Below are 19,322 nucleotides of genomic sequence, written 5' to 3'. Positions count from 1 at the left end.
CGCGACAACCGCGAGCCAGGAGACGCTCACCGCGGTGGCTGTGCCGATCATGGCGAGGATGAGGCCCGAGTAAATGGGGTTTCGGATCCAGCGGTAGGGACCCGTCGTGACGAGTTCGGGGTTGTCCTTCTCCGACATCGGAGCGCCCCAGTTGCGACCGAGGAAGAGCCGCGCCCAGATCGCGAGGGTCAATCCCATGACGAACAGAGCAACGCCGACGCCCGCCAACCACGGATCATGCATCGCATGCCCGCGAAATGCGCGCACCCGGAGAAGCAGCAGGACGATCAGCGCGATCACGACCCGGATGCCCGCGAAGCGACGCCAACGCGTTCGACCGGACTTGACGCCGACGGACGAGGCGAGCCAGTAGCCCCAGAACACGAGCCACCCAAAACCGATGACCAGATCGCTAGCACTGTCAGAACCAGGCGGCCCGCCTGTTCCATCTCGTGGTCACCTACCAGCCGGCTAGCCGCTACTGGACCTTCCAATGGCTGGACGTCGGTATCTTCCTCGCCCTCGCCGCCCTCGGCGGCTGCTACTGGTGGATCACGCGCCGCGCCAACTGACCGTCACTAAGCCCCGCTGAAGAGGACAACCACGACAGACGCGCGATGCGGACGCAGCCAGGCTAGCCGCAAGGAGTCAGTACCAGCAGACGTTGTCAATCACGCACTGGCAAGCAAGCCCATTCCGACCGTGAAGCAGATTGCGGACCGTACCGTGCCGATCAGCAAGATCACCCCAGTCATCGATCTCGTCAACGAGAGGTGCCCAGGAGCTAGGCCCCAGCAGCGGCGCGGACCGTCAACCGTGAAACTTGAAGCCGTGGTTCACCCAGCCTCCAAGTCCGGGCATCCCAGCGGATCACGCAGGTCCGTTCAGTTCTTGTCTTCGATCCAGTGCCGTCGAAGGAACATGCGACCGAACTTGTCGTGCAGCGAGTTCCCGGCGTCCTGTGCGGCGTCTGCGTGATAGACGGGTGATCCGCTCGGCGCCGGTAAGTCCGCAGCTTCCTCGTCACTGAGGTCGCAGATCACGTAGCGATCGGTGATCTCGCTGACCTGGTCGCGGTCGACGAACCGCAGCCCGTCAGCGGTTTTCACGACGATGCCGTCGAAGAGGTCCTCTTGCGGGATCTCCAGCACGTGCTCGATCGTCCCGAACTCCCGGTCGCTTGAAGTCAGCATCGGGGTGCCCTTGGGCACGCCCGCATACGAGATAGGGGTCCCACCCTCCACGTGTCCTCCGCAACTGAACCCGTCTGGCGTGGTCCCTCGAAGGGACCTCCTGGCCGAGGGTAGCCGCCCGTGCGGCGCTCAGGTCGGTGACCCCGTCGCAGGGCATTCGCTGCTCGACGGTGCCGGGCAGCACCGAACGCCGCGCCCTCGTGCGGCCCATGGTGACATCGACGCCGGCAGCGAATGTCAACGAGCGAAGGTCAACGAGGTGACCGTCATGCTCACCCCACAAAGGCCCGTTAATCATGCTATTTCCTCAAGATCCTGTGGTGCGCCCGCCGGGGCGTTGAAGATGGTCAGCCGGTGACGTTCGCCCTGCTCGGCGACCGGATTGCATTTCCGAGCGGGACGGGCAGCGCCCCGATGCGACGCGACCCTTGTCAGCGATGCCCACACCACGGAAGACCAGACGGCATGGGGCGCGCCGCCGCCGGACCGGGTCATCGCACACACGAACCTGTACTGGACCACCCAGACGGCGTCGAGGCGGACCGCGGGGTCGGTCGAGACCAAGGAGTCGACTTCGACGCCACTCTCTGACGCCGGTCGACCGGGTCGTACCTCCGGCGCTCGGTCCGGCTTTGCCCTCCTACACCCGCGTCCAGTCGCCCGGGTCGGCGTAGGTGACTGGTTCGAAGCCGAGCGCACCGCCGCCCCTGTCGTCGAGGACCGTGCACTTCCCGATGGTGGCCGAGGTCTTCACCGGTCAGGGGCGCAGGGCGCGGCTGCCGACGCCGACGGCGACGAGCAGGGCGAGGCCGATCACCGGGATCGCGGGGTCGGACCCGGTGTCCGCCAGCCCGCTGCCGACGGCGGCGGTCGTCGGCCCGCTCGCGCTACCGGCCGGGGGCTTGGCGGCGGGCGGCCGCTGGGGTCCTGGCGTGGTGGGGGTCGGCGCGAGGCAGCTGCCACCCACCTGGCGGGAAACGTAGGCGGTGGAGCTGAAGTTGTCCGTGCTCGGCGGCTTGGTGGCCGGGTTGTTGTTGTAGGGGTCGGCCGGGAACGCCAGCAGCAGGCAGCCCGTGCGCGGGTTTACGGTGAGCGAGGAGAAGTCCGCCAGGTCGCGATTGCCGGGCTGGCCGGGGACCAGGCCGCAGAACAGCCCCTGGGTGCAGATGTCGCCGTAGTGGACGTAGGAGCCGGCCCACTTACCGGACAGCGCCACCGCGCTCTGCTGGAAGGTGCGGCCACCGTCCAGGGAGGTCGCGACGTAGTAGTTCCAGCGATCCTTGGTGTTGTTCGGATCACCGCTGGTCGAGCTCCCGAACCAGCCGAGCGCCACCTGGTTCGAGCCGAGGCCGCCGGTGATCGCCGGCAGCACGTTCGCGGTGAGATTCGGCGTGTTCACCCGGATCGGCGCGGTCCAGGTCTGGCCACCGTCGTGGGAGACGAACAGCCAGATGTTGTGGTTGGTCTGCCCGGCGGTCGTGCGACCCGCGGCCACTACGTAGAGGGTGCCAGCGCCGTCGATCGCGTCGGCGTTGAAGATCTCGCCCAGGCTGGCCCCGGTGTTGCGGTAGATCGTGTAGTTGCTGAACACCGTGCCGCCCGAACAGCCGCCCTTGGCCACGGTCATGAACAGGTTGTCCAGGGCGGCTCCGACCGCGGTCGTCGACGTCTGGTCCGGTTCGGTGACCTCCACGTAGAGCGATCCGTCTTTGCCGACCGCAGGTTTGGCGACCAGGGTGCCCTGCGCCGGGTTGTAGTTCTGACCGGCGGCGGAGGAGGGGTTGAGGATGGTGCCGCACGGCAGGAAGGTGCGCGCCTTGTCGTCGGATCGCAGGATGATCGGGAAGCCGGCGGTGAAGTCGTGGTAGGTGAGGTAGACCTCGCCGTGGCGTCCGACGGTCAGCCATTCCCGGTCGTTCTCGGGGCCCTGCTGGTTGAGCGCGAGACCGTTGCAGGCGGTGTTGACCACGGCTCCGGTGCCGTAGGTTCGCCCGCCGTCGGCCGAGACGCACAGTGCCGCGGCCACCGCTTCGAGATCGGCGACGTAGACCGTGTGGTCCGGGGCGATCGCCACGTCGGAGTCGCCGCCGCCGGTGAGCGAACCGACGCCCTGCCCGGCGTCGAAGCTCACCCCGAAGTTGGTGCTGCGCCAGGCGGCGACCCCGTTGCAGGTCGCCGCGCCGAGGAGTTGGCAGCCGGCCACCGCGGGAACCCCCTGTGGTGCGGTGACGATCACTGTCCCGTTGCCGGTCGGGTCGGCCGCGATCGACGGTTCCCCGCCGCCGAACCGGGGCAGCGCCAGTGCGGGGGACATCACCGGTCCGGCGACGGTCGCCTGCGCGGGCACGGCCACGACGGCCAGCCCGGCCACCGCCAGCGCGACCGTCCCTACACCGAGCGCCCGCCGCATGCCGCCTCCGCCTACCTTGCCGCCGGTACCCCGCTCCTTGCCACCGCTCCTTGCCATATTCCCCCGTGGCGCCGGGGCAATCGCCACCGGCCGGCCAAGCTGGAGCTAGAAGTGCAGCGCCCCGCGCCAGGTATCCAGGGCGGCGGCGCTCCCGGTCAACTCGATCGCGTCCAAGCCGATCCGGCCGTACACCGTGAGCAGCAGCCGGGGGGCGCTGCCGGTGAGGTCCACCTCGGCCGGCCCGGGTGCCTGCGGGTCGAAACCGGCCGGGGACAGCGCCACCCGCCACTGCCGGTCGATGTCGCTCGCATGCAGGCCGAGTGACACCGACGGGATGGTCGACCGGTCCGGGAAGTCCCGCTCGAGGATCCGCGGCATAAGCACGTCGAAAAGCTCGTCGAGGCCGTCGGCGGCGAGCTCCGGCTCGATCCGCTGCGCGATCCCGTGCGCGTTCTGCGCGTCCCAGCGGTGCACGAGCGACTCCTGGGCCATCCGCCGGGCCCAGAACCCGGCGACCTGCTCCTGGTGCGACCAGTTCCAGACCGGGGTCTGCGGGTCGACGCCGCCGAGTGCCTCTACCAGGTCGTCCAGCGCGGACTCGGCGTAGTCGATCAGATCGGCGCCGTCGGGGATCTCCGGCCGGGCGGGGGCCGCGGTCGCCCGATCGTGCACCGCGGTCGCGACGAACCGGTAGATCCGGGAGACGTGCGACAGCAGGTCCCCGACCGTCCACTCGCCGCAGGTCGGGACCGGCGCGTCGAGACCGATCCGGGCCGCGGTGAGCAGGCCCTCGCCTTCCCGGCGGGTCGCGGCGACGAACTCCGGGTAGCTAACCGTCATGGCGCTTCCACTCCCGCGGTGAGGTCGAGGTCATCCGGCGGGGAGGTCGGGGTCACCCAGCGGATGAACGGCTTGCCGGTCGAGACGTGATAGTCGTTGGCCCGATCGACCATGCTGGCGTACGCCGCGTGGAAGCCGTCGCTGTCCTGGGCGCGCAGCGCCTCGCGGACCGCCGGGGTGTCCTCGGCGAGATAACGGTCGATGTCCTCGGCGTACTTGGGCCGGCTGGTCGCGCACAGCCGCAGTTGCTTGACGACGGATCGGAAGAAGTACTCGGCGAGCGGCCAGTTCCCGGCCCGCGCCGCGTGGTAGAGCCGATGCATCCGCGGCCCCACCTCGGCCATCAACCGATCGAGCCCGGGCTGCATGACGGCCAGCTCGTCGAGGGTCAGGCGGCGCTTGCCGTTGGAGACTACGTGGGTGTGGTCGGCGGTCATCGGTCCATTCTCACGGCGCGCCCCGGTGCACCTTGTGCTGGGCGGCCTGGTCCCGCGGCTTGACCACCAGCAGGTCGATGTTGACGTGCGCCGGTCGCGTGACCACCCAGGCGATCGCGTCCGCGACGTCCTCGGCGACCAGCGGCGCGGCGACGCCCCGGTAGACCGCGTCCGCGCGCTCCTGGTCCCCGCGGAAGCGGGTGAGGCTGAACTCCTCGGTGTGCACCATCCCCGGGGCCACCTCGGTGATCCGGACCGGTTGACCGCACAGCTCCAGGCGCAGCGTCTCGGTCACCGCGGCCAGCGCGTGCTTGGCCGCGGTGTAGCCGGCGCCGCCCTCGTAGACCAGGTGCCCGGCGGTCGATCCGACGTTGACGATTACCCCGTCCCCGGACCGGATCAGCTGCGGGAGCAGCGCCTGGGTCACCCGGAGAACGCCGAGGACGTTGACCTCGTACATCCGCGCCCAGTCGGCCGGGTCGGCTTCGGCGACCGGCTCGAGGCCGAGCGCGCCGCCGGCGTTGTTGATGAGGACCGCGCACTCTTCGACCGCGGCCGCGAGGTCGGCCACCGACGCCGGGTCGGTGACGTCGAGGCGCACCGGGCGGGCCCCGGTCTCGGCGGCGAGCGCCTCCAGCCGCTCCAGCCGCCGGGCGGCCGCAACGACGGTGAAGCCGTCCCGGGCCAGCCGGCGCACGGTCGCGGCGCCGATTCCGCTGCTCGCGCCGGTGACTACGGCGCTCGTGCTGACCATCGGTGCAGCCTATGGTCAGCACGGTCCGGCCCGGCCCGCCCGGCCCGCCCGGCCCGCCCGGCCGGCCCGCGCCGCCCGGGCCGCCCGGCCCGCCCGGGGGCGGGAATCGGAACGGGCAGCCGGCGGTTCGATGTGAGGATGGCTGAACGCTGCGAGGGAGGCGGGCGGTGACCGTCTCCGTCGCGCGCCGTCGCCGCCCGCGCCGGGTCGCGACCATTTCGCTGCACACCTCGCCGCTCGACCAGCCCGGGGTCGGCGACGCCGGCGGGATGAACGTCTACGTCGTCGAGCTGGCCAAGCGGATGGCCGCGCTCGACATCGAGATCGACATCTTCACCCGGGCCACCCGCAGCGACCTGCCGGCGGTCATCGAGCTGCACCCCGGGGTCGTCGTCCGGCACGTGACCGCCGGGCCGTACGAGGGCCTGGAGAAGAACGACCTGCCGGCCCAGCTCTGCGCCTTCACCAGCGGCGTGCTCCGGGTCGAGGCGATGCACGACCCCGGGCACTACGACGTCATCCATTCCCACTACTGGCTGTCCGGCCAGGTCGGCTGGCTGGCCAAGGAGCGCTGGGGCGCGCCGCTGGTGCACACCATGCACACGATGGCCAAGGTGAAGAACGCCTCGCTCGCCGACGGGGACGCACCGGAACCGACCGCGCGGGTCATCGGGGAGGCGCAGGTCGTCGCGGCCGCCGACCGGCTGATCGCCTCCACCGCCGAGGAGGCGGAGCAGCTGGTCGGGCTGTACGGCGCCGACCCGGACCGGGTGGCGATCGTCGCGCCAGGTGTCGACCTCGAGATGTTCCGGCCCGGGGACCGGGTCGAGGCGCGGGCTCGACTCGGGCTGCGCCCCGACGCGGTCGTGGCCCTGTTCGTCGGCCGGCTCCAGCCGCTCAAGGCACCCGACCTGCTGGTCCGGGTCGCCGCGGACCTGCTCGCAGCCGAACCCGGTCTGCGCGACCGGCTGGTCGTCGCGATCGTCGGCGGCCCGAGCGGTGCCGGACTCGACCATGCCGAGCGGTTGCAGAAGCTCGCCGGTCAGCTCGGGGTCGCCGACGTCGTGCGATTCGCCGCGCCGGCCCCCCACGCCCGGCTCGCCGACTGGTACCGGGCCGCGACGGTCTGCGTCGTCCCCAGCTACAACGAGTCGTTCGGCCTGGTCGCCCTCGAAGCGCAGGCCTGCGGCACGCCGGTCGTCGCGGCCGCGGTCGGCGGCCTTCGCACCGCGGTCGACGACGGCCGGTCCGGCCTGCTCGTCGCCGGGCACCACCCGGCCGACTACGCGGCGGCGATCCGCCGGCTCGCCGAGCGGCCGCGGTTCGCCGAGCGGCTGGGTTCCGGTGCGCTGCGCCACGCCGCGCAGTTCGGGTGGAGCGCCACCGCCGGCGGTGTCCTCGACGTCTACCGGGACGCGATCGCGAACCTCGAGCAGGGGGTCGACGACCGCACCGCGGCGGCCGCCCGGTGAGCGGCCAGCTCGATCGACTGGACGCGGTCATCGCAGCCGCCCTCGACGATGCCGAGCTCCACTACGAGCGGCCCCGGCCGGGCGCCTTCCTGGTGGCCCTGGCCGGCCAGCACAAGTTGGCCACGAACTGCTGGCTGGTAGTCGGCCAGCACAGCCTGCTGGTCGAGGCTTTCTTCGTCCGCCGCCCGGACGAGAACCACGCCGGGTTCTACCGCTGGCTGCTCGAGCGCAACGCCCGGATGTTCGGGATGGCCTTCTCCGTCGACCGGCTCGGGGACGTCTTCATCGCCGGCCACCTGCCGCTCGCATCGGTGAGCGCCGAGGAGATAGACCGGCTGCTCGGTTGCGTCCTCAGCTACGCCGACGAGAACTTCGACACCGCCCTGGAGCTTGGCTTCGCCGGCTCGATCCGCCGGGAATGGGCCTGGCGCAGCGACCGCGGTGAGAGCCTGGCCAACCTGGCGGCGTTCGCCCACTTCGCCGATCCGGACGGCGACCGCCCGCCCCCGCCGGGCGACTGACCGCCCGGCTGGCAGACTTCGCCACCATGAGCACGCTGGTCCTGTTCCGCCACGGCGAGAGCGAGTGGAACGCGCGGAACCGCTTCACCGGATGGGTCGACGTCGACCTCACCGAGCGGGGGGTGGCGGAGGCCGAACGCGGCGGCCGGCTGCTCGCCGAGGCCGGACTGCTGCCCGACGTTCTGCACACCTCGGTGCAGCGCCGGGCAATCCGCAGCGCGGAGCTTGCCCTCGCCGCCTGCGACCGGCAGTGGATCCCGGTCCGGCGGTCCTGGCGACTCAACGAGCGTCACTACGGCGCGCTTCAAGGCAAGGACAAGGCGGCGATCCGGGCCGAGTTCGGGGACGAGCAGTTCATGCTCTGGCGGCGTTCCTACGACGTGCCGCCGCCGCCGCTGCCGGCCGACTCCGAGTACACCGCGGCCGGCGATCCGCGCTACGCCGCGCTGGCACCCGACCTGCTGCCAAACACCGAGTGCCTGCGCGACGTCGTCGAGCGGTTGCTGCCCTACTGGTACGACGCCCTGGTCCCCGACCTGCGGGCCGGGTCCGTCGTCCTCGTCGCGGCGCACGGCAACTCGCTGCGCGCGGTCGTGAAACACCTCGACGGGGTTTCGGACGCGGACATCCCGGGGCTCAACATCCCGACCGGGATCCCGTTGCTTTATGACCTAGACGATCACCTGCGTCCCACCGTCCCGGGTGGGGAGTACCTGGACCCGGCGGCGGCGCGGGCGGCGATCCAGGCGGTCGCCAACCAGGGGCGCTAGCTGCCGACCGGGATCGGCGTCGACGTCGCCGTCGTCCCCGGGTTGACATACACCGGAACCTGAAGCGTCGTCGAGCCGGCACTTGCGAAACTGAACGTCACCGGGATCGTCAGGCCGACCGTGGCCGGCTGGCTCAGCGACATGGACACCGTCAACCCGGTCTCCCCGGTGACGGGGTCGGTCAGGGCGAGGAGCGTTCCGTCGTTCAAGGGAAAAGTGGTTGCGCCGGTGGACGCGGTGATCGACGTCGCCGCGGTCGAGGAGATCCCGTCGAGCGTGTCCGGCGTGGGCCCGCTGTTGACGAGCACCGCAACCAGGTAGGCCAGGTCCGGGCCACCGGTCGCCGACGGTTCGATGTAGACGTCGCGGAGCGCGACCTTGCCGAGGGTTGCCTCCACGCCCTGCACGGCGGGACGCTCCTGGGATGTCTCCGCCCCGATGCCCGCGCTGCAGCCGGTGGCGAGCGCGGCAACGGCGAGGGCGCCGAGCACCGCGAGGCGGGCGCGGACATGGCTGCCGGTCACGAGCTCGGGCCCTCCTCGACGCACCTGGCCGTCGCCGGCCACGAATCGGGGGACAGGCTACTGGCCGGCCGTCCGGTCAGTGCATCGAGGCGTCGAGGTGCCCGCCGATGGTCGCGGTGTCAGCCGCGGTGTCCGACGTGGCGTCGCGCAGGACATAGGGAACCGTGCCGTCGGGGGCGAGGATGACCGCGGTCACCTGGTCGGCCCGGTAGGTCGCCGCGAGGACGCCGGACGGGTCGTAGGCGGCCTCGGCGTTCCCCACGTGGATCCCCTGGACCAGCCCGGCGAGCTCCGGGTCGAAGCCGCCGGCGGCGACCACGACGAGCGGGATGTCGTACTGGGCGGCCTGACCGGCCAGGCTGTCCAGGATCGCCGCGCACCCGCACCGCGCCGGCACCAACGCGAACAACGCCGGGCGCAGGGTGAGCGCCCGGGCGGCTTCGGGCAACCGCAGCGTGACCTCCGGCAGCAGGCCGCCGAGCTGGCCCGCCGGGATCGCCGGATCGGCGAGCGGCGCCGGCCGGCGCAGCGCCACCTGATGTACCGGCAGTGCGAACAGCAGCCCGGCGACGAGCCCCACGCCGAGCAGCAGCATCGCGATCAGCGAGCCGGCCGCCGGCCACCGGGTTCCCGGCCGGGCGCCGACCCAGTGCCGCAGCCGATCCCGTCGGCGCGCCGCGCGAAGCTCCCGTCGGTAGGCCTCGACGTCATGGCCGAGCTCGCGCAGATCGTCTGGGACGACGACGTCGCCGGCCCACACTGCGCCGTCGCCGGCCGGGCGGCCGTCCGGCGGACCGTCGTCGTCGTCGCGCACGCGTTCCAGTATCGCCCGTGTCGCCGGTTTCGGTAAGAGCGGCGGTCGATGCACGGTTCCAGTGCCGCTGTCAAGCCCCCATCCGGGGATGATCAGGCCTCTGACCTGCGAATATGCCGCGGGCCTGGGGTCGGGTGCGGCCCCGGTCCGTGTTACCCTGAGGCAGGCGAAGGGATGCGCAACCCATGTCATTCGAGGTCGGCGAAACTGTTGTCTACCCCCACCACGGGGCGGCGCTCATCGAGGCCATGGAGACCCGGGTGATCAAGGGTGAGGAGCGTCTGTACCTCGTCCTCAAGGTCGCCCAGGGTGATCTCACGGTCCGCGTGCCGGCCGAGAACGCGGAGATCGTCGGGGTCCGCGACGTCGTGGGCCAGGAGGGTCTCGACAAGGTGTTCGAGGTGCTCCGCGCCCCGCACACCGAGGAGCCGACCAACTGGTCGCGCCGGTACAAGGCGAACCTCGAGAAGCTGGCCTCCGGCGACGTCAACAAGGTCGCCGAGGTGGTGCGGGACCTGTGGCGCCGCGACCGGGAGCGCGGGCTGTCCGCGGGCGAGAAGCGGATGCTGGCCAAGGCCCGGCAAATCCTTGTGAGCGAGCTCGCGCTTGCCGAAGGTACTAATGAGGACAAGGCAGAAATTGTCCTAGACGAGGTGCTGTCCTCGTAGAGGTTCCTCGGCAGGCTCGACGGGCTCGGGAGGCGCGGTGAACGTCACGCGCCGCCGCACGCCAAGCGGTCTGGTCGAACTGCTCAGGCTGCTCACCGTTCTGTTCTTCGCCGGCGTCGGCTACGAGATCGCCCGCACCGTGCACGCGGTCGGTGCGGGCCTCGGCCCGTTCGGCTTCGTCACGGTCGGCGTGATCGTCGGTTCCGGGCTCGGCTACGTGCTCGGCGGTGTCCTGGGCCGCAGCGCGATCGTCGCCGCCGACCGGACCGAGTCGGCGCTGCGCGACGTGACCGCCGACCTGCTGGTCGCCGGGGCTGCCGGCGTCGTCGTCGGGGTGCTGCTCGGCACCGCGGTCGCCTGGCCGCTGTTCTTCATCCCGGACCCGCTGATCGCCTTCCCGATCTTCGGTCTGGTGCTCGTCATTCTCGGCTACTGCGGCTTCCGGATCGGGGCGAGCAAACGCGACGGGATGCTGGCCCTGTTCGGTTCCCGGGTCGGGATCGCGGCCCGGCCGCTGCCACCTTCGGCGATGCCGCAGCTCATCGACACCTCGGTGGCGATCGACGGCCGGATCCTCGACGTCGTCCGGGCCGGCTTCCTGCACGGGACGGTCCTCGTCCTCGACGCGGTGCTCGCCGAGCTCCAGGGTCTCGCCGATGCCGGGGACGACCTTCGCCGTAGCCGCGGCCGACGCGGCCTGGCCACCCTGGAGGCGTTGCGCCGGGAACCGGCGCTCGCCGTCGAGGTGGTTCCCGACGGGCACCCGGAGATTCCGCAGGTCGACGCCAAGCTGGTCCGGGCCGCGCTCGACCGGCCGGCCGCCCTGCTCACCCTCGACACCAACCTGGCCCGGGTCGCCGCCCTCGGCGGGGTGGACGTGCTGAACCTGCACGCCCTGGCGCTAGCGCTCCGGCCGCCGGTCACCGCCGGCGACGAGGTCAGCGTGCTACTGCTCAAGCCCGGCAAGGAGCCCCGGCAGGCGGTCGGCTACCTCGACGACGGCACGATGGTCGTCGTGGAGCGAGGTTCGACCGCGATCGGGCGCGAGGTGACGGTGCGGGTGACCAGCGTGCTCACGACCGCGAACGGCCGGATGGTTTTCGCCGCCGCGGGCCCGGTGGCTGCCGGGTCGGCCACCGGCGACCTGGCCCGGCCCGGGGGCTCGGCCCAGGGCGGACGACCCGCGTGAGCACGGCGGCGGTCGTGCCCGCCGCCGGACGGGGCGAGCGGCTCGGCCCCGGCATCCCCAAGGCCCTGCGCCCGCTCGGCGGCGCCCCGATGCTCGTGCACGCGGTCCGCGCGCTCTCCCAGGCGCGGACCGTCGACGTCGTCATCGTCGCCGCACCGCCGGACGAGGTCGCCGAGGTGCGGGCGCTGCTCGACTCGCACGAGGTGCCGGCCGAGGTCGCCGTCGTCGCCGGGGGCGCGACCCGCCAGGAGTCGGTTGCCCGCGCCCTCGCCGCGCTCGATGCCGACGTCGACGTCGTCCTCGTCCACGATGCGGCCCGCCCGCTCGCGCCCAGCGAACTCGTTGACGCCGTCGCCGGCGCGGTCCGGGCCGGTGCGGATGCCGTCGTGCCGGGGCTGCCCGTCGTCGACACGGTGAAGCGGGTCCGCGCCGGCGAGGTCGTCGTGGAGACGCTCGACCGGTCCGCGCTTCGGGCGGTGCAGACCCCGCAGGGCTTTCGCCGGGTGGTGCTCGCCGACGCGCATGCGCTCGCCGAGACGGTGGACGCGACCGACGACGCCGGCCTGGTCGAGGCGATCGGTCGCCCGGTCGTCGTCATCCCCGGCCACCCCGAGGCGTTCAAGGTCACCCGGCCGCTCGATCTCGTGCTCGCCGAAGCGGTCCTCGCCCAACGCCGGGCCGAACGTGTCGGCTAGCGGCGACGTCGTCCCGATCGCCGACCCGCAGGCCCAGCAGCCGCGGGTCGGGATCGGCGTGGACGTCCACGCCTACGGGGCGGACACCGCCCGGACCATGTGGCTCGGCGGGCTCGCCTGGCCCGGCGAGGCGGGGCTGGTCGGCCACTCCGACGGCGACGTCGCGGCGCACGCGGCCTGCGACGCGCTGCTGTCCGCGGCCGGCCTCGGTGACCTCGGCTCGGTCTTCGGCACCGACGACCCCAGCTGGGCCAACGCGACCGGGGTGGCGCTGCTCACCGCCACCGTCCACCTCGTGCAGGGTGCCGGCTACTCGATCGGGAACATCGCCGTGCAGGTGATCGGCAACCGTCCGCGGCTCGCCGCCCGGCGGGTCGAGGCGGAGGCCGCGCTGACCGCCGCCGCCGGCGCTCCGGTCAGCGTGGCCGCGACGACGAGCGACGGGCTCGGCCTCACCGGCCGCGGGGAGGGCGTGGCCGCGGTGGCCACCGCACTGGTCTTCCGCCGCTGAGCCTCGCGGCCGCCGCGCTGTCGTAGGGTCCGGGCATGGCCTTCTACCGTCGGGTCGGTGAGGTCCCGGCGAAACGGCACGCCGCCTTCCGCCGCCCGGACGGCGGCCTCTACGCCGAGGAGCTGGTCGGCGAAGAGGGCTTCAGTTCCGACTCCTCGTTGCTCTACCACCGCCATCCGCCGACGGCGATCCTGAAAGCCGAGGCGGTAGCGGAGGATCCGGTGTCGCGGGCGACGACACCGAACCTGCCGCTCGTGCCGCGGCACCTGCACACCCATCAGCTGAGCACCGGCGGGGACGTGGTCACCGGTCGGCAGCTGCTGCTCGCCAACGAGGACGTGCGGATCAGCTACCTCGCCGCCGAGGCTGCGAGCGAGTTGTACCGCAACGCGATCGGGGCCGAGATCGTCTACGTCGAGTCCGGGTCGGCCCGGCTGGAGACGAGCTACGGCGTACTCGACGTCGTCGCCGGCGACTACGCGGTGATCCCGACCTCGACCACGCACCGCTGGCTGCCGCGGGAGTCGCCGCTGCGCGCGCTGGTCGTCGAGGCCCGCGGGCACGTGCATCCACCCCGGCGTTACCTCTCGCCGTACGGGCAGCTGCTCGAGCACGCCCCGTTCTGCGAGCGGGACCTGCGTGGCCCGGACGAGCCGTTGCTCGCCGAGGACGCCGAGGTGCCGGTCCTGGTCCGGCACCGGGCCGGGCTGACCCGCTACACCTACGCCCACCACCCGTTCGACGTCGTCGGCTGGGACGGCTACCTCTACCCGTACCTGTTCTCGATCCACGACTTCGAACCGATCGTCAAGCGGTTCCACGCGCCGCCGCCGGTGCACCAGACCTTCGAGGGGCCGAACTTCGTGGTCTGCTCGTTCTGCCCGCGGCCATTCGACTTCGACCCGACGGCAATCGCCGTCCCGTACAACCACGCGAACGTCGACTCCGACGAGGTGCTGTTCTACGTCGGCGGCGATTTCATGTCCCGCAAGGGCGCCGGCATCGGGCCCGGGTCGATCTCGCTGCATCCGGCGGGCTTCATCCACGGCCCGCAGCCGGGCAGCGTCGAGGCCGCGCTCGGCAAACCGGGGACCGACGAGCTGGCGGTCATGGTCGACACCTTCCGCCCGCTCGAGCTCGGGCCGGCGGCCGTCGAGTGCGCCGACCCGGAGTACCCGTGGACATGGGCCCGGGCCGCGACCGCCGGCGACGCCGACCACCCCGGGCTCAGCCACTGAGCGCGCCGGCGCCGCGCCAATAGGGTGGGCCGATGTTGCGGCTGCACGACACCCGCAGCCGGGAACTCCGCGCGTTCGAGCCGCTGCGCCCCGGCATGGCCAGCATCTACGTGTGCGGCCCCACCGTGCAGGCCGCCCCGCACCTCGGTCACGTCCGTTCGGCGATCTCCTTCGACATCCTGCGCCGCTGGCTCACCGCGAGCGGCTTCGAGGTCGTCGTCGCCCGCAACGTCACCGACATCGACGACAAGATCCTGCACGCGGCGTCCCACGCCGGCGAGCCCTGGTGGGCGCTCGCCGAGCGCAACAGCCGGGCCTTCACCGCCGCGTACGACGCGCTGGGGGTGCTGGCGCCGACCGTGGAGCCCCGGGCCACCGGTCACGTCCCGCAGATGCTGGCCCTGGTCTCCCGGCTGATCGACGCCGGCCATGCCTATCCCAGCGGGGGGGACGTCTACTTCGACGTGCGCTCCTTCCCGGGCTACGGATCGCTGTCCGGACAACGCCCGGACGCCATGCTGGTCACGGAGACGACGGATCCGGAGCGGGCGAAACGCGACCCACTCGACTTCGCGCTTTGGAAGGGCGCGAAGCCGGGTGAGCCGGCGTGGGACACCCCGTGGGGCCCCGGCCGGCCGGGCTGGCACCTGGAGTGCTCGGCGATGGCCACCCACTACCTCGGCGAGACCTTCGACGTACACGGTGGCGGCCTCGACCTGCTATTCCCCCACCACGAGAACGAGGTCGCCCAGTCCGCCGCGGTCGGGGACGGCTTTGCGCGGTATTGGCTGCACAACGGCATGGTCAACGTGGGATCGGCGAAGATGAGCAAGTCGGTGGGGAACTCGCTCGTCGTGGCCGACGTCCTCGCCCGGACCCGGCCGGCGGCGTTGCGCTACGCGCTCGGGGCGGCGCACTACCGCTCGGAGATCACCTGGACCGACGCCACCCTCACCGAGGCCGACGCCGCGCTGCGCCGGCTCGAGACGTTCCTCCGCAACGGTGTCGAGCGGGTCGGCGACCTGCCGACCGCGGCTACGGACGCGTCGGCCGGCTGGTGGGAGGCGTTCGCCGCGGCGATGGACGACGACCTCGCCGTCCCGCGGGCACTCGGGGTCGTGCACGACGCGGTCCGGGAGGGCAACGGGGCGCTGGCCGACGGGGACCTCGGCCTGGTCGCCGGGCAGGTGCACGTCGTGCAACGCATGCTCGCCGTGCTCGGTCTGGACCCGCTGACCCAGTGGCCGGAGGCGGCGGGTGGCCGGCTGCACGAGACCGTCGACGCGCTGGTCGCGATCGCCCTCGACGCGCGCACCGGCGCCCGCGGGCGCCGGGACTTCACCGAGGCGGATCGGATCCGGGACGCGCTGAGCGACGCGGGGCTGGTCATCGAGGACACCCCGGACGGCCCGCGCTGGCGGCTGACGTGACCGGCAAACCACGCCGGCGGGCCCCGCAGGTCGGCACCGGAGGGCACAACCGACGCCGGCTCGAGGGCCGTGGGCCCACCCCGCCGGCCGAGCAGCGACCCGGACACCCGGCGGCCCGCCGGGCGGCCGCCGCGGCGAAACGCCCCGAACGCCGTCCGGCCGGTGGCCCCCGGCGCGGTCCGGCCGCCGGGCAGACCGAGGTCGTCGCCGGGCGCAACCCGGTCGTCGAAGCTCTCCGGGCCCGAGTGCCCGCGACCGCCCTGCACGTCGCCACCGGGGTCGAGGCCGACCCGCGGCTGCGGGAGGCGCTGCGGCTCGCCGCCGAGCAGGGGGTCGCGATCCTCGAGACCGGGCGTCCGGAGCTCGACCGGCTGGCGGTCGCGCACCAGGGGCTGGTCCTGACCGTGCCCCCATACGCCTACCACCATCCCGACGACCTGCTCGCCCGCGCCGTCGACGCCGCCGAGCCGGCGCTGATCGTCGCCTGCGACGGGGTTACCGACCCGCGCAACCTCGGGGCCATCGCCCGTTCGGTGGCCGCGTTCGGTGGCCATGGCGTGCTCGTCCCGGAGCGCCGGGCCGCCGGGGTGACGGCGGCCGCCTGGAAGGCCAGTGCGGGCAGCCTGGCCCGGCTGCCGGTCGCCCGGGCGACCAACCTGGTGCGATCCCTGCGCAGCTACGCCGAGCAGGGGCTCGTCGTCGTGGGGCTGACCGGCGCCGGGGCCCTCGACATCGCGGACCTCTCGGTGGGGCTCGATCCGATCGTCGTGGTCGTCGGCGCGGAGGGGCGCGGGCTGTCCCGGCTGGTCGCGGACACCTGCGACCTCACGGCGCGGATCGACGTCGCGCGTGGGGTCGAGTCGTTGAACGCCTCGGTCGCCGCGGGCATCGTGCTGCACGCGATCGCGGAGCGGCGGCGGTCCGCCGCGATTTAGGACGGCTCACAATCCTGCCGGGCGGTCCGGACCGGAGAGGTATGCCGGATTCGCGGTATTTCCGTCCATCTCGTGCGGTTTTCGCGGTGGTAGGTTCGCCCGTAACCCCAAAGACGCCTGCTCGTTGTTGTGACAGCACCCGATGTTCAGACGCCCACCGCCGTCTTACAGTAAGGGCCTGCTCGTGCGACGAACCGTCCAACCGGCCGACCGAAGGAACCCGAGCGTGAGTCCTGCGGAAACCCCCGCAGCCCAGGTGGTCGGGGGGGGCGCGGACGAAGACCTCGTCGCCGCGGTGCGTGACGGCGACGACGAGGCCCTCACCCTGCTGCTAACCAAGTACCGCTCATTCGCCCGGTCCAAGGCGCGCTCCTATTTCCTGGTTGGAGCCGACCGGGAGGACATCATCCAGGAAGGCATGATCGGGCTCTACAAGGCGATCCGGGACTTCAACCCGGCGCTGTCCACCTCCTTCCGGGCGTTCGCCGAGCTGTGCGTGACCCGCCAGGTCATCACCGCGATCAAGACCGCGACCCGGCAGAAGCACACGCCGCTGAACAACTACGTTTCCTTCCACCGGCCGCTGAGCTCCGACGAGGACGGCGACCGCTGCCTCGCCGACGTCATCCCCACGACGTCGATCTGCGACCCGGCGGACCTCGTCATCTCCTCGGACCGGATCCGGGCCATGCAGGCCCATCTGGACGAGGTGCTCTCCGACCTCGAAGCCGAGGTGCTCCGCCTCTACGTCGACGGCAAGAGCTACCACGAGATCGCCAGCGTCCTGCGCCGGCACGTCAAGTCGATCGACAACGCGTTGCAGCGGATCAAGCGCAAGCTCGACGGCCACCTGCGCGACCGCGAGATCGCCGACGTCGGCTGAGCCCGCCGTCACCGACACCGACCCGACCACCCGCCGCGCCGCGGCCAACCCGGTGCCGGGTGACGTGACCGGCCGCCCGGTCTCGCCGCCGGCGCGGGTGGCGGTCTGCGTGTCCACCCACAACCGGTCCCAGCTGCTGCCCCGGCTGGTCGAGGCGCTCATCGCGCAGACGATCGGGCCCGACGCCCTCGAGGTCGTCATCGTCGACAACGGGTCCAGCGACGACACTTGGGCAACACTCCAGGAACTGGCAGCGGATGCGCCCTTCGCGTTGACCGTGCTGCGCAATCAGCCCGGACTCGGCCCGGCCGCCGGGCGCAACCGGGCCTGGCGGGCCGCGCGGGCGCCGGTCATCGCGTTCACCGACGACGACTGCGTGCCCACCCCGCAGTGGCTGGCCGCGGGGCTCGCGGTCATGGAGCGCCCGGGGCGCCGGGTGGCCGCCGGGGTGGTCCGCGCGCACCCCGACCAGCTCGAGTCCTACCGGCCGTTCTACTACGTACCGCTCGTCGACAGCACGGTCGCGTTCTGGTTCGCCACCGCCAACGCGTTCTTCGCCCGCGCGGACCTCGAGACGGTCGGCGGGTTCGACGAGAAGTTCCGGCGGGTGGCCGCGGAGGACACCGAGCTGGCCTGGCGGATCATCGAAACCGGTTCGGAGCCGGTGTTCGTCGAGACAGCCGTGGTCTACCACGACGTGCGGCCGTCCACCGTCTGGCAGACCATCCGGGCCCAGTCGGCCTGGGCCGACATCCCGGCCGTTTTCCGCCGCCGCCCCGCCGCCCGGCGCGCGTTGCTCTACGGGGGAATCTTCTGGAAGCCGACCCATCCGCATCTGCTCCTGCTGGTGGCGGCCTCGGCGGCGGTGGCCCGCAGTCGCCGCTCGCCGCTGGTCCTGCTGGCGGTGCCGTGGCTGCACGACTGGCTGTGCGTGACGCCGAGATCGCCGGACCGGGTGCTGCGCACCGCCGCCCTGCCCGGGCAGTTCCTCGTCGACGTCGCGGAGATCGCGGCGATGCTGCGCGGCTCGCTCCGCCACCGCACCCCGGTCCTGTAGCCGGCCTGGCCAGCGGATGGCACGGGCCGGCCGCCCGCGTGGGGGCAGTTGAACGTCGCGGGCGCCTCAGGTGGCTCTCAGCAAGGGGCCCATACTGGTGAGCCGTGAGCCTAGTGCGAACGCCTGAACCCGCAGGCGGAGCCGTTGCCGACGAGAACGGCGGGCGCGTTCTGGTCGTCGATGACGACGATTTCATCGCGGACGCTGTTCTGATGGCGATGCGGCACGCTGGCTACGAGGCCATCAAGATCGACAATGGCCGGGCGGCGATCGATGCCGTCGGCCACTTCCAACCGGACATCGTGATCCTCGACGTCATGTTGCCGGACCTGGATGGAATTGAAGTCTGCGGCGAGATTCGGGCCTCGGGTTCGGATGTGCCCATCCTGTTCCTGTCGGCCCGTGACGGGACCGAGGACACGATTCAGGGTCTGTCGGCAGGGGGGGATGACTACCTCACCAAACCGTTCGCTGTAGCCGAGCTACTGGCCCGGGTCCGGGCGATCCTGCGACGCACCGCCGATCTGCGGCGCCACACGAAGTCCCGGCTGAGCTGCGGCGATGTCGAGATCGACACGCAGACTCGGGAGGTCCGGCGAGGAGGCACGCTCGTCGGGTTGACCAGCACGGAGTTCGACTTGTTCCGTTACCTTATGGTCAACATCGGGCGGGTCCTGACCAAGGGGGAGTTGCTCGAGGCCGTCTGGTCGTACGACTTCGGTGGTAATCCGAATCTCCTGGAGACCTACGTTTCCTACCTTCGGCGCAAGCTTGATCCGTTGGGGCCTCCGCTGATCCACACCGTGCGCGGGGTCGGCTACATGTTGCGACTGCCGGAGAAGACGCTGTGAAAGGCCGCGCCCGGTCCCTACGTCGGAGACTGGTCCTGGGACTACTCGCCGTCGTCGCACTCGGTCTCGTGGCTTTCGCCGCCACTACTTACGGCGCGGTCCGTGCCTTCGTCCTGCACCGCACGGACAC

21 protein-coding genes and 1 pseudogene are annotated in these 19,322 nt (G+C 71.9%); 14 read left to right on the top strand and 8 right to left on the bottom strand.

What is annotated here, in order from left to right:
- A partial coding sequence (locus VNG13_02195; protein HVA59330.1) for an isoprenylcysteine carboxylmethyltransferase family protein occupies positions 1 to 300 on the bottom strand: 300 nt, incomplete at its 3' end.
- Positions 301 to 884: 584 nt separating this feature from the next.
- The gene (locus VNG13_02190; protein HVA59329.1) at positions 885 to 1,211 is read right to left on the bottom strand and encodes a hypothetical protein; all 327 of its coding nucleotides are present in this window, start codon (positions 1,209 to 1,211) and stop codon (positions 885 to 887) included.
- Between the two features lie 400 nt (positions 1,212 to 1,611).
- On the opposite strand from VNG13_02190, the pseudogene VNG13_02185 reads away from it, so the two are divergent.
- Positions 1,612 to 1,752, top strand: a pseudogene (locus VNG13_02185) (cysteine hydrolase).
- Positions 1,753 to 1,950: 198 nt separating this feature from the next.
- Here VNG13_02185 and VNG13_02180 read toward each other — a convergent pair.
- From VNG13_02180 to VNG13_02165, 4 genes are all read right to left on the bottom strand, one after another.
- Positions 1,951 to 3,603 (bottom strand): sialidase family protein, encoded by a 1,653-nt coding sequence (locus VNG13_02180; protein ID HVA59328.1) that lies wholly within the window; start codon positions 3,601 to 3,603, stop codon positions 1,951 to 1,953.
- A 105-nt stretch (positions 3,604 to 3,708) separates the two neighbouring features.
- Positions 3,709 to 4,443 carry a maleylpyruvate isomerase family mycothiol-dependent enzyme gene (locus tag VNG13_02175; GenBank protein HVA59327.1) on the bottom strand — a complete coding sequence of 245 codons (735 nt, stop codon included), beginning with the start codon at positions 4,441 to 4,443 and terminating at the stop codon, positions 3,709 to 3,711.
- On the bottom strand, positions 4,440 to 4,880 hold the full coding sequence (locus tag VNG13_02170) for a hypothetical protein (protein ID HVA59326.1): 441 nt from the start codon (positions 4,878 to 4,880) through the stop codon (positions 4,440 to 4,442). The genes VNG13_02175 and VNG13_02170 overlap by 4 nt, the downstream gene beginning before the upstream one ends.
- Before the next feature lie 10 nt (positions 4,881 to 4,890).
- Positions 4,891 to 5,634 carry an SDR family NAD(P)-dependent oxidoreductase gene (locus VNG13_02165; protein HVA59325.1) on the bottom strand — a complete coding sequence of 248 codons (744 nt, stop codon included), beginning with the start codon at positions 5,632 to 5,634 and terminating at the stop codon, positions 4,891 to 4,893.
- Positions 5,635 to 5,801: 167 nt separating this feature from the next.
- Here VNG13_02165 and mshA point away from each other — a divergent pair, with 167 nt between their 5' ends.
- The 3 genes from mshA to VNG13_02150 are packed head-to-tail and all read left to right on the top strand — an operon-like array spanning position 5,802 to position 8,397.
- Positions 5,802 to 7,106, top strand: coding sequence for a D-inositol-3-phosphate glycosyltransferase (gene mshA, locus VNG13_02160; protein ID HVA59324.1), 1,305 nt, complete (start codon positions 5,802 to 5,804; stop codon positions 7,104 to 7,106).
- On the top strand, positions 7,103 to 7,627 hold the full coding sequence (locus VNG13_02155) for a YbjN domain-containing protein (protein HVA59323.1): 525 nt from the start codon (positions 7,103 to 7,105) through the stop codon (positions 7,625 to 7,627). Before mshA ends, VNG13_02155 begins: the two co-directional genes overlap by 4 nt.
- A 26-nt stretch (positions 7,628 to 7,653) precedes the next feature.
- Complete coding sequence (locus VNG13_02150; GenBank protein HVA59322.1) at positions 7,654 to 8,397, top strand: phosphoglyceromutase; 744 nt, start codon at positions 7,654 to 7,656, stop codon at positions 8,395 to 8,397.
- On the opposite strand, the gene VNG13_02145 is transcribed toward VNG13_02150, so the two are convergent.
- Positions 8,394 to 8,921, bottom strand: coding sequence for a hypothetical protein (locus VNG13_02145; protein HVA59321.1), 528 nt, complete (start codon positions 8,919 to 8,921; stop codon positions 8,394 to 8,396). The two genes, VNG13_02150 and VNG13_02145, sit on opposite strands and share 4 nt — an antisense overlap.
- Before the next feature lie 76 nt (positions 8,922 to 8,997).
- Positions 8,998 to 9,735 carry a hypothetical protein gene (locus VNG13_02140; protein HVA59320.1) on the bottom strand — a complete coding sequence of 246 codons (738 nt, stop codon included), beginning with the start codon at positions 9,733 to 9,735 and terminating at the stop codon, positions 8,998 to 9,000.
- A gap of 185 nt (positions 9,736 to 9,920) precedes the next feature.
- Between VNG13_02140 and VNG13_02135 the strand changes: the two genes are divergently transcribed.
- The 10 genes from VNG13_02135 (at position 9,921) to VNG13_02090 (ending at position 19,192) form a co-directional block, all read left to right on the top strand.
- Positions 9,921 to 10,403 (top strand): CarD family transcriptional regulator, encoded by a 483-nt coding sequence (locus VNG13_02135; protein ID HVA59319.1) that lies wholly within the window; start codon positions 9,921 to 9,923, stop codon positions 10,401 to 10,403.
- Between the two features lie 37 nt (positions 10,404 to 10,440).
- The gene (locus VNG13_02130; GenBank protein HVA59318.1) at positions 10,441 to 11,592 is read left to right on the top strand and encodes a TRAM domain-containing protein; all 1,152 of its coding nucleotides are present in this window, start codon (positions 10,441 to 10,443) and stop codon (positions 11,590 to 11,592) included.
- Positions 11,589 to 12,287 (top strand): 2-C-methyl-D-erythritol 4-phosphate cytidylyltransferase, encoded by a 699-nt coding sequence (gene ispD / locus VNG13_02125; protein HVA59317.1) that lies wholly within the window; start codon positions 11,589 to 11,591, stop codon positions 12,285 to 12,287. Before VNG13_02130 ends, ispD begins: the two co-directional genes overlap by 4 nt.
- Complete coding sequence (gene ispF / locus VNG13_02120) at positions 12,277 to 12,798, top strand: 2-C-methyl-D-erythritol 2,4-cyclodiphosphate synthase (GenBank protein HVA59316.1); 522 nt, start codon at positions 12,277 to 12,279, stop codon at positions 12,796 to 12,798. The genes ispD and ispF overlap by 11 nt, the downstream gene beginning before the upstream one ends.
- A 35-nt stretch (positions 12,799 to 12,833) precedes the next feature.
- Positions 12,834 to 14,036 carry a homogentisate 1,2-dioxygenase gene (locus tag VNG13_02115; GenBank protein ID HVA59315.1) on the top strand — a complete coding sequence of 401 codons (1,203 nt, stop codon included), beginning with the start codon at positions 12,834 to 12,836 and terminating at the stop codon, positions 14,034 to 14,036.
- A gap of 32 nt (positions 14,037 to 14,068) precedes the next feature.
- The gene (gene cysS / locus VNG13_02110; protein HVA59314.1) at positions 14,069 to 15,466 is read left to right on the top strand and encodes a cysteine--tRNA ligase; all 1,398 of its coding nucleotides are present in this window, start codon (positions 14,069 to 14,071) and stop codon (positions 15,464 to 15,466) included.
- Positions 15,463 to 16,401, top strand: coding sequence for a 23S rRNA (guanosine(2251)-2'-O)-methyltransferase RlmB (rlmB, locus tag VNG13_02105; GenBank protein HVA59313.1), 939 nt, complete (start codon positions 15,463 to 15,465; stop codon positions 16,399 to 16,401). The genes cysS and rlmB overlap by 4 nt, the downstream gene beginning before the upstream one ends.
- A 226-nt stretch (positions 16,402 to 16,627) precedes the next feature.
- Positions 16,628 to 17,284, top strand: coding sequence for an RNA polymerase sporulation sigma factor SigH (gene sigH / locus VNG13_02100; protein HVA59312.1), 657 nt, complete (start codon positions 16,628 to 16,630; stop codon positions 17,282 to 17,284).
- Positions 17,285 to 17,348: 64 nt separating this feature from the next.
- A complete protein-coding gene (locus VNG13_02095) occupies positions 17,349 to 18,341 on the top strand; it encodes a glycosyltransferase family A protein (GenBank protein HVA59311.1) in 993 nt (330 codons plus the stop codon).
- Positions 18,342 to 18,445: 104 nt separating this feature from the next.
- The gene (locus VNG13_02090; GenBank protein HVA59310.1) at positions 18,446 to 19,192 is read left to right on the top strand and encodes a response regulator transcription factor; all 747 of its coding nucleotides are present in this window, start codon (positions 18,446 to 18,448) and stop codon (positions 19,190 to 19,192) included.
- The last annotated feature ends 130 nt before the right edge of the window (positions 19,193 to 19,322 follow it).

This window comes from Mycobacteriales bacterium, from assembly GCA_035533475.1.
Classification (GTDB): domain Bacteria; phylum Actinomycetota; class Actinomycetes; order DATLTS01; family DATLTS01; genus DATLTS01.
The sequence above is the reverse complement of the archived record's forward strand: the minus strand, read 5'-3'. Positions and strand labels throughout refer to the sequence as shown.

Excerpts from the sequence above, each read along its gene's own strand:
- VNG13_02135 (HVA59319.1), top strand. The coding sequence starts at position 9,921 with ATGTCATTCGAGGTCGGCGAAACTGTTGTCTACCCCCACCACGGGGCG.
- VNG13_02165 (HVA59325.1), bottom strand. The coding sequence starts at position 5,634 with ATGGTCAGCACGAGCGCCGTAGTCACCGGCGCGAGCAGCGGAATCGGC.
- VNG13_02175 (HVA59327.1), bottom strand. The coding sequence starts at position 4,443 with ATGACGGTTAGCTACCCGGAGTTCGTCGCCGCGACCCGCCGGGAAGGC.
- VNG13_02180 (HVA59328.1), bottom strand. The coding sequence starts at position 3,603 with ATGCGGCGGGCGCTCGGTGTAGGGACGGTCGCGCTGGCGGTGGCCGGG.
- VNG13_02115 (HVA59315.1), top strand. The coding sequence starts at position 12,834 with ATGGCCTTCTACCGTCGGGTCGGTGAGGTCCCGGCGAAACGGCACGCC.
- VNG13_02150 (HVA59322.1), top strand. The coding sequence starts at position 7,654 with ATGAGCACGCTGGTCCTGTTCCGCCACGGCGAGAGCGAGTGGAACGCG.
- VNG13_02170 (HVA59326.1), bottom strand. The coding sequence starts at position 4,880 with ATGACCGCCGACCACACCCACGTAGTCTCCAACGGCAAGCGCCGCCTG.
- cysS (HVA59314.1), top strand. The coding sequence starts at position 14,069 with ATGTTGCGGCTGCACGACACCCGCAGCCGGGAACTCCGCGCGTTCGAG.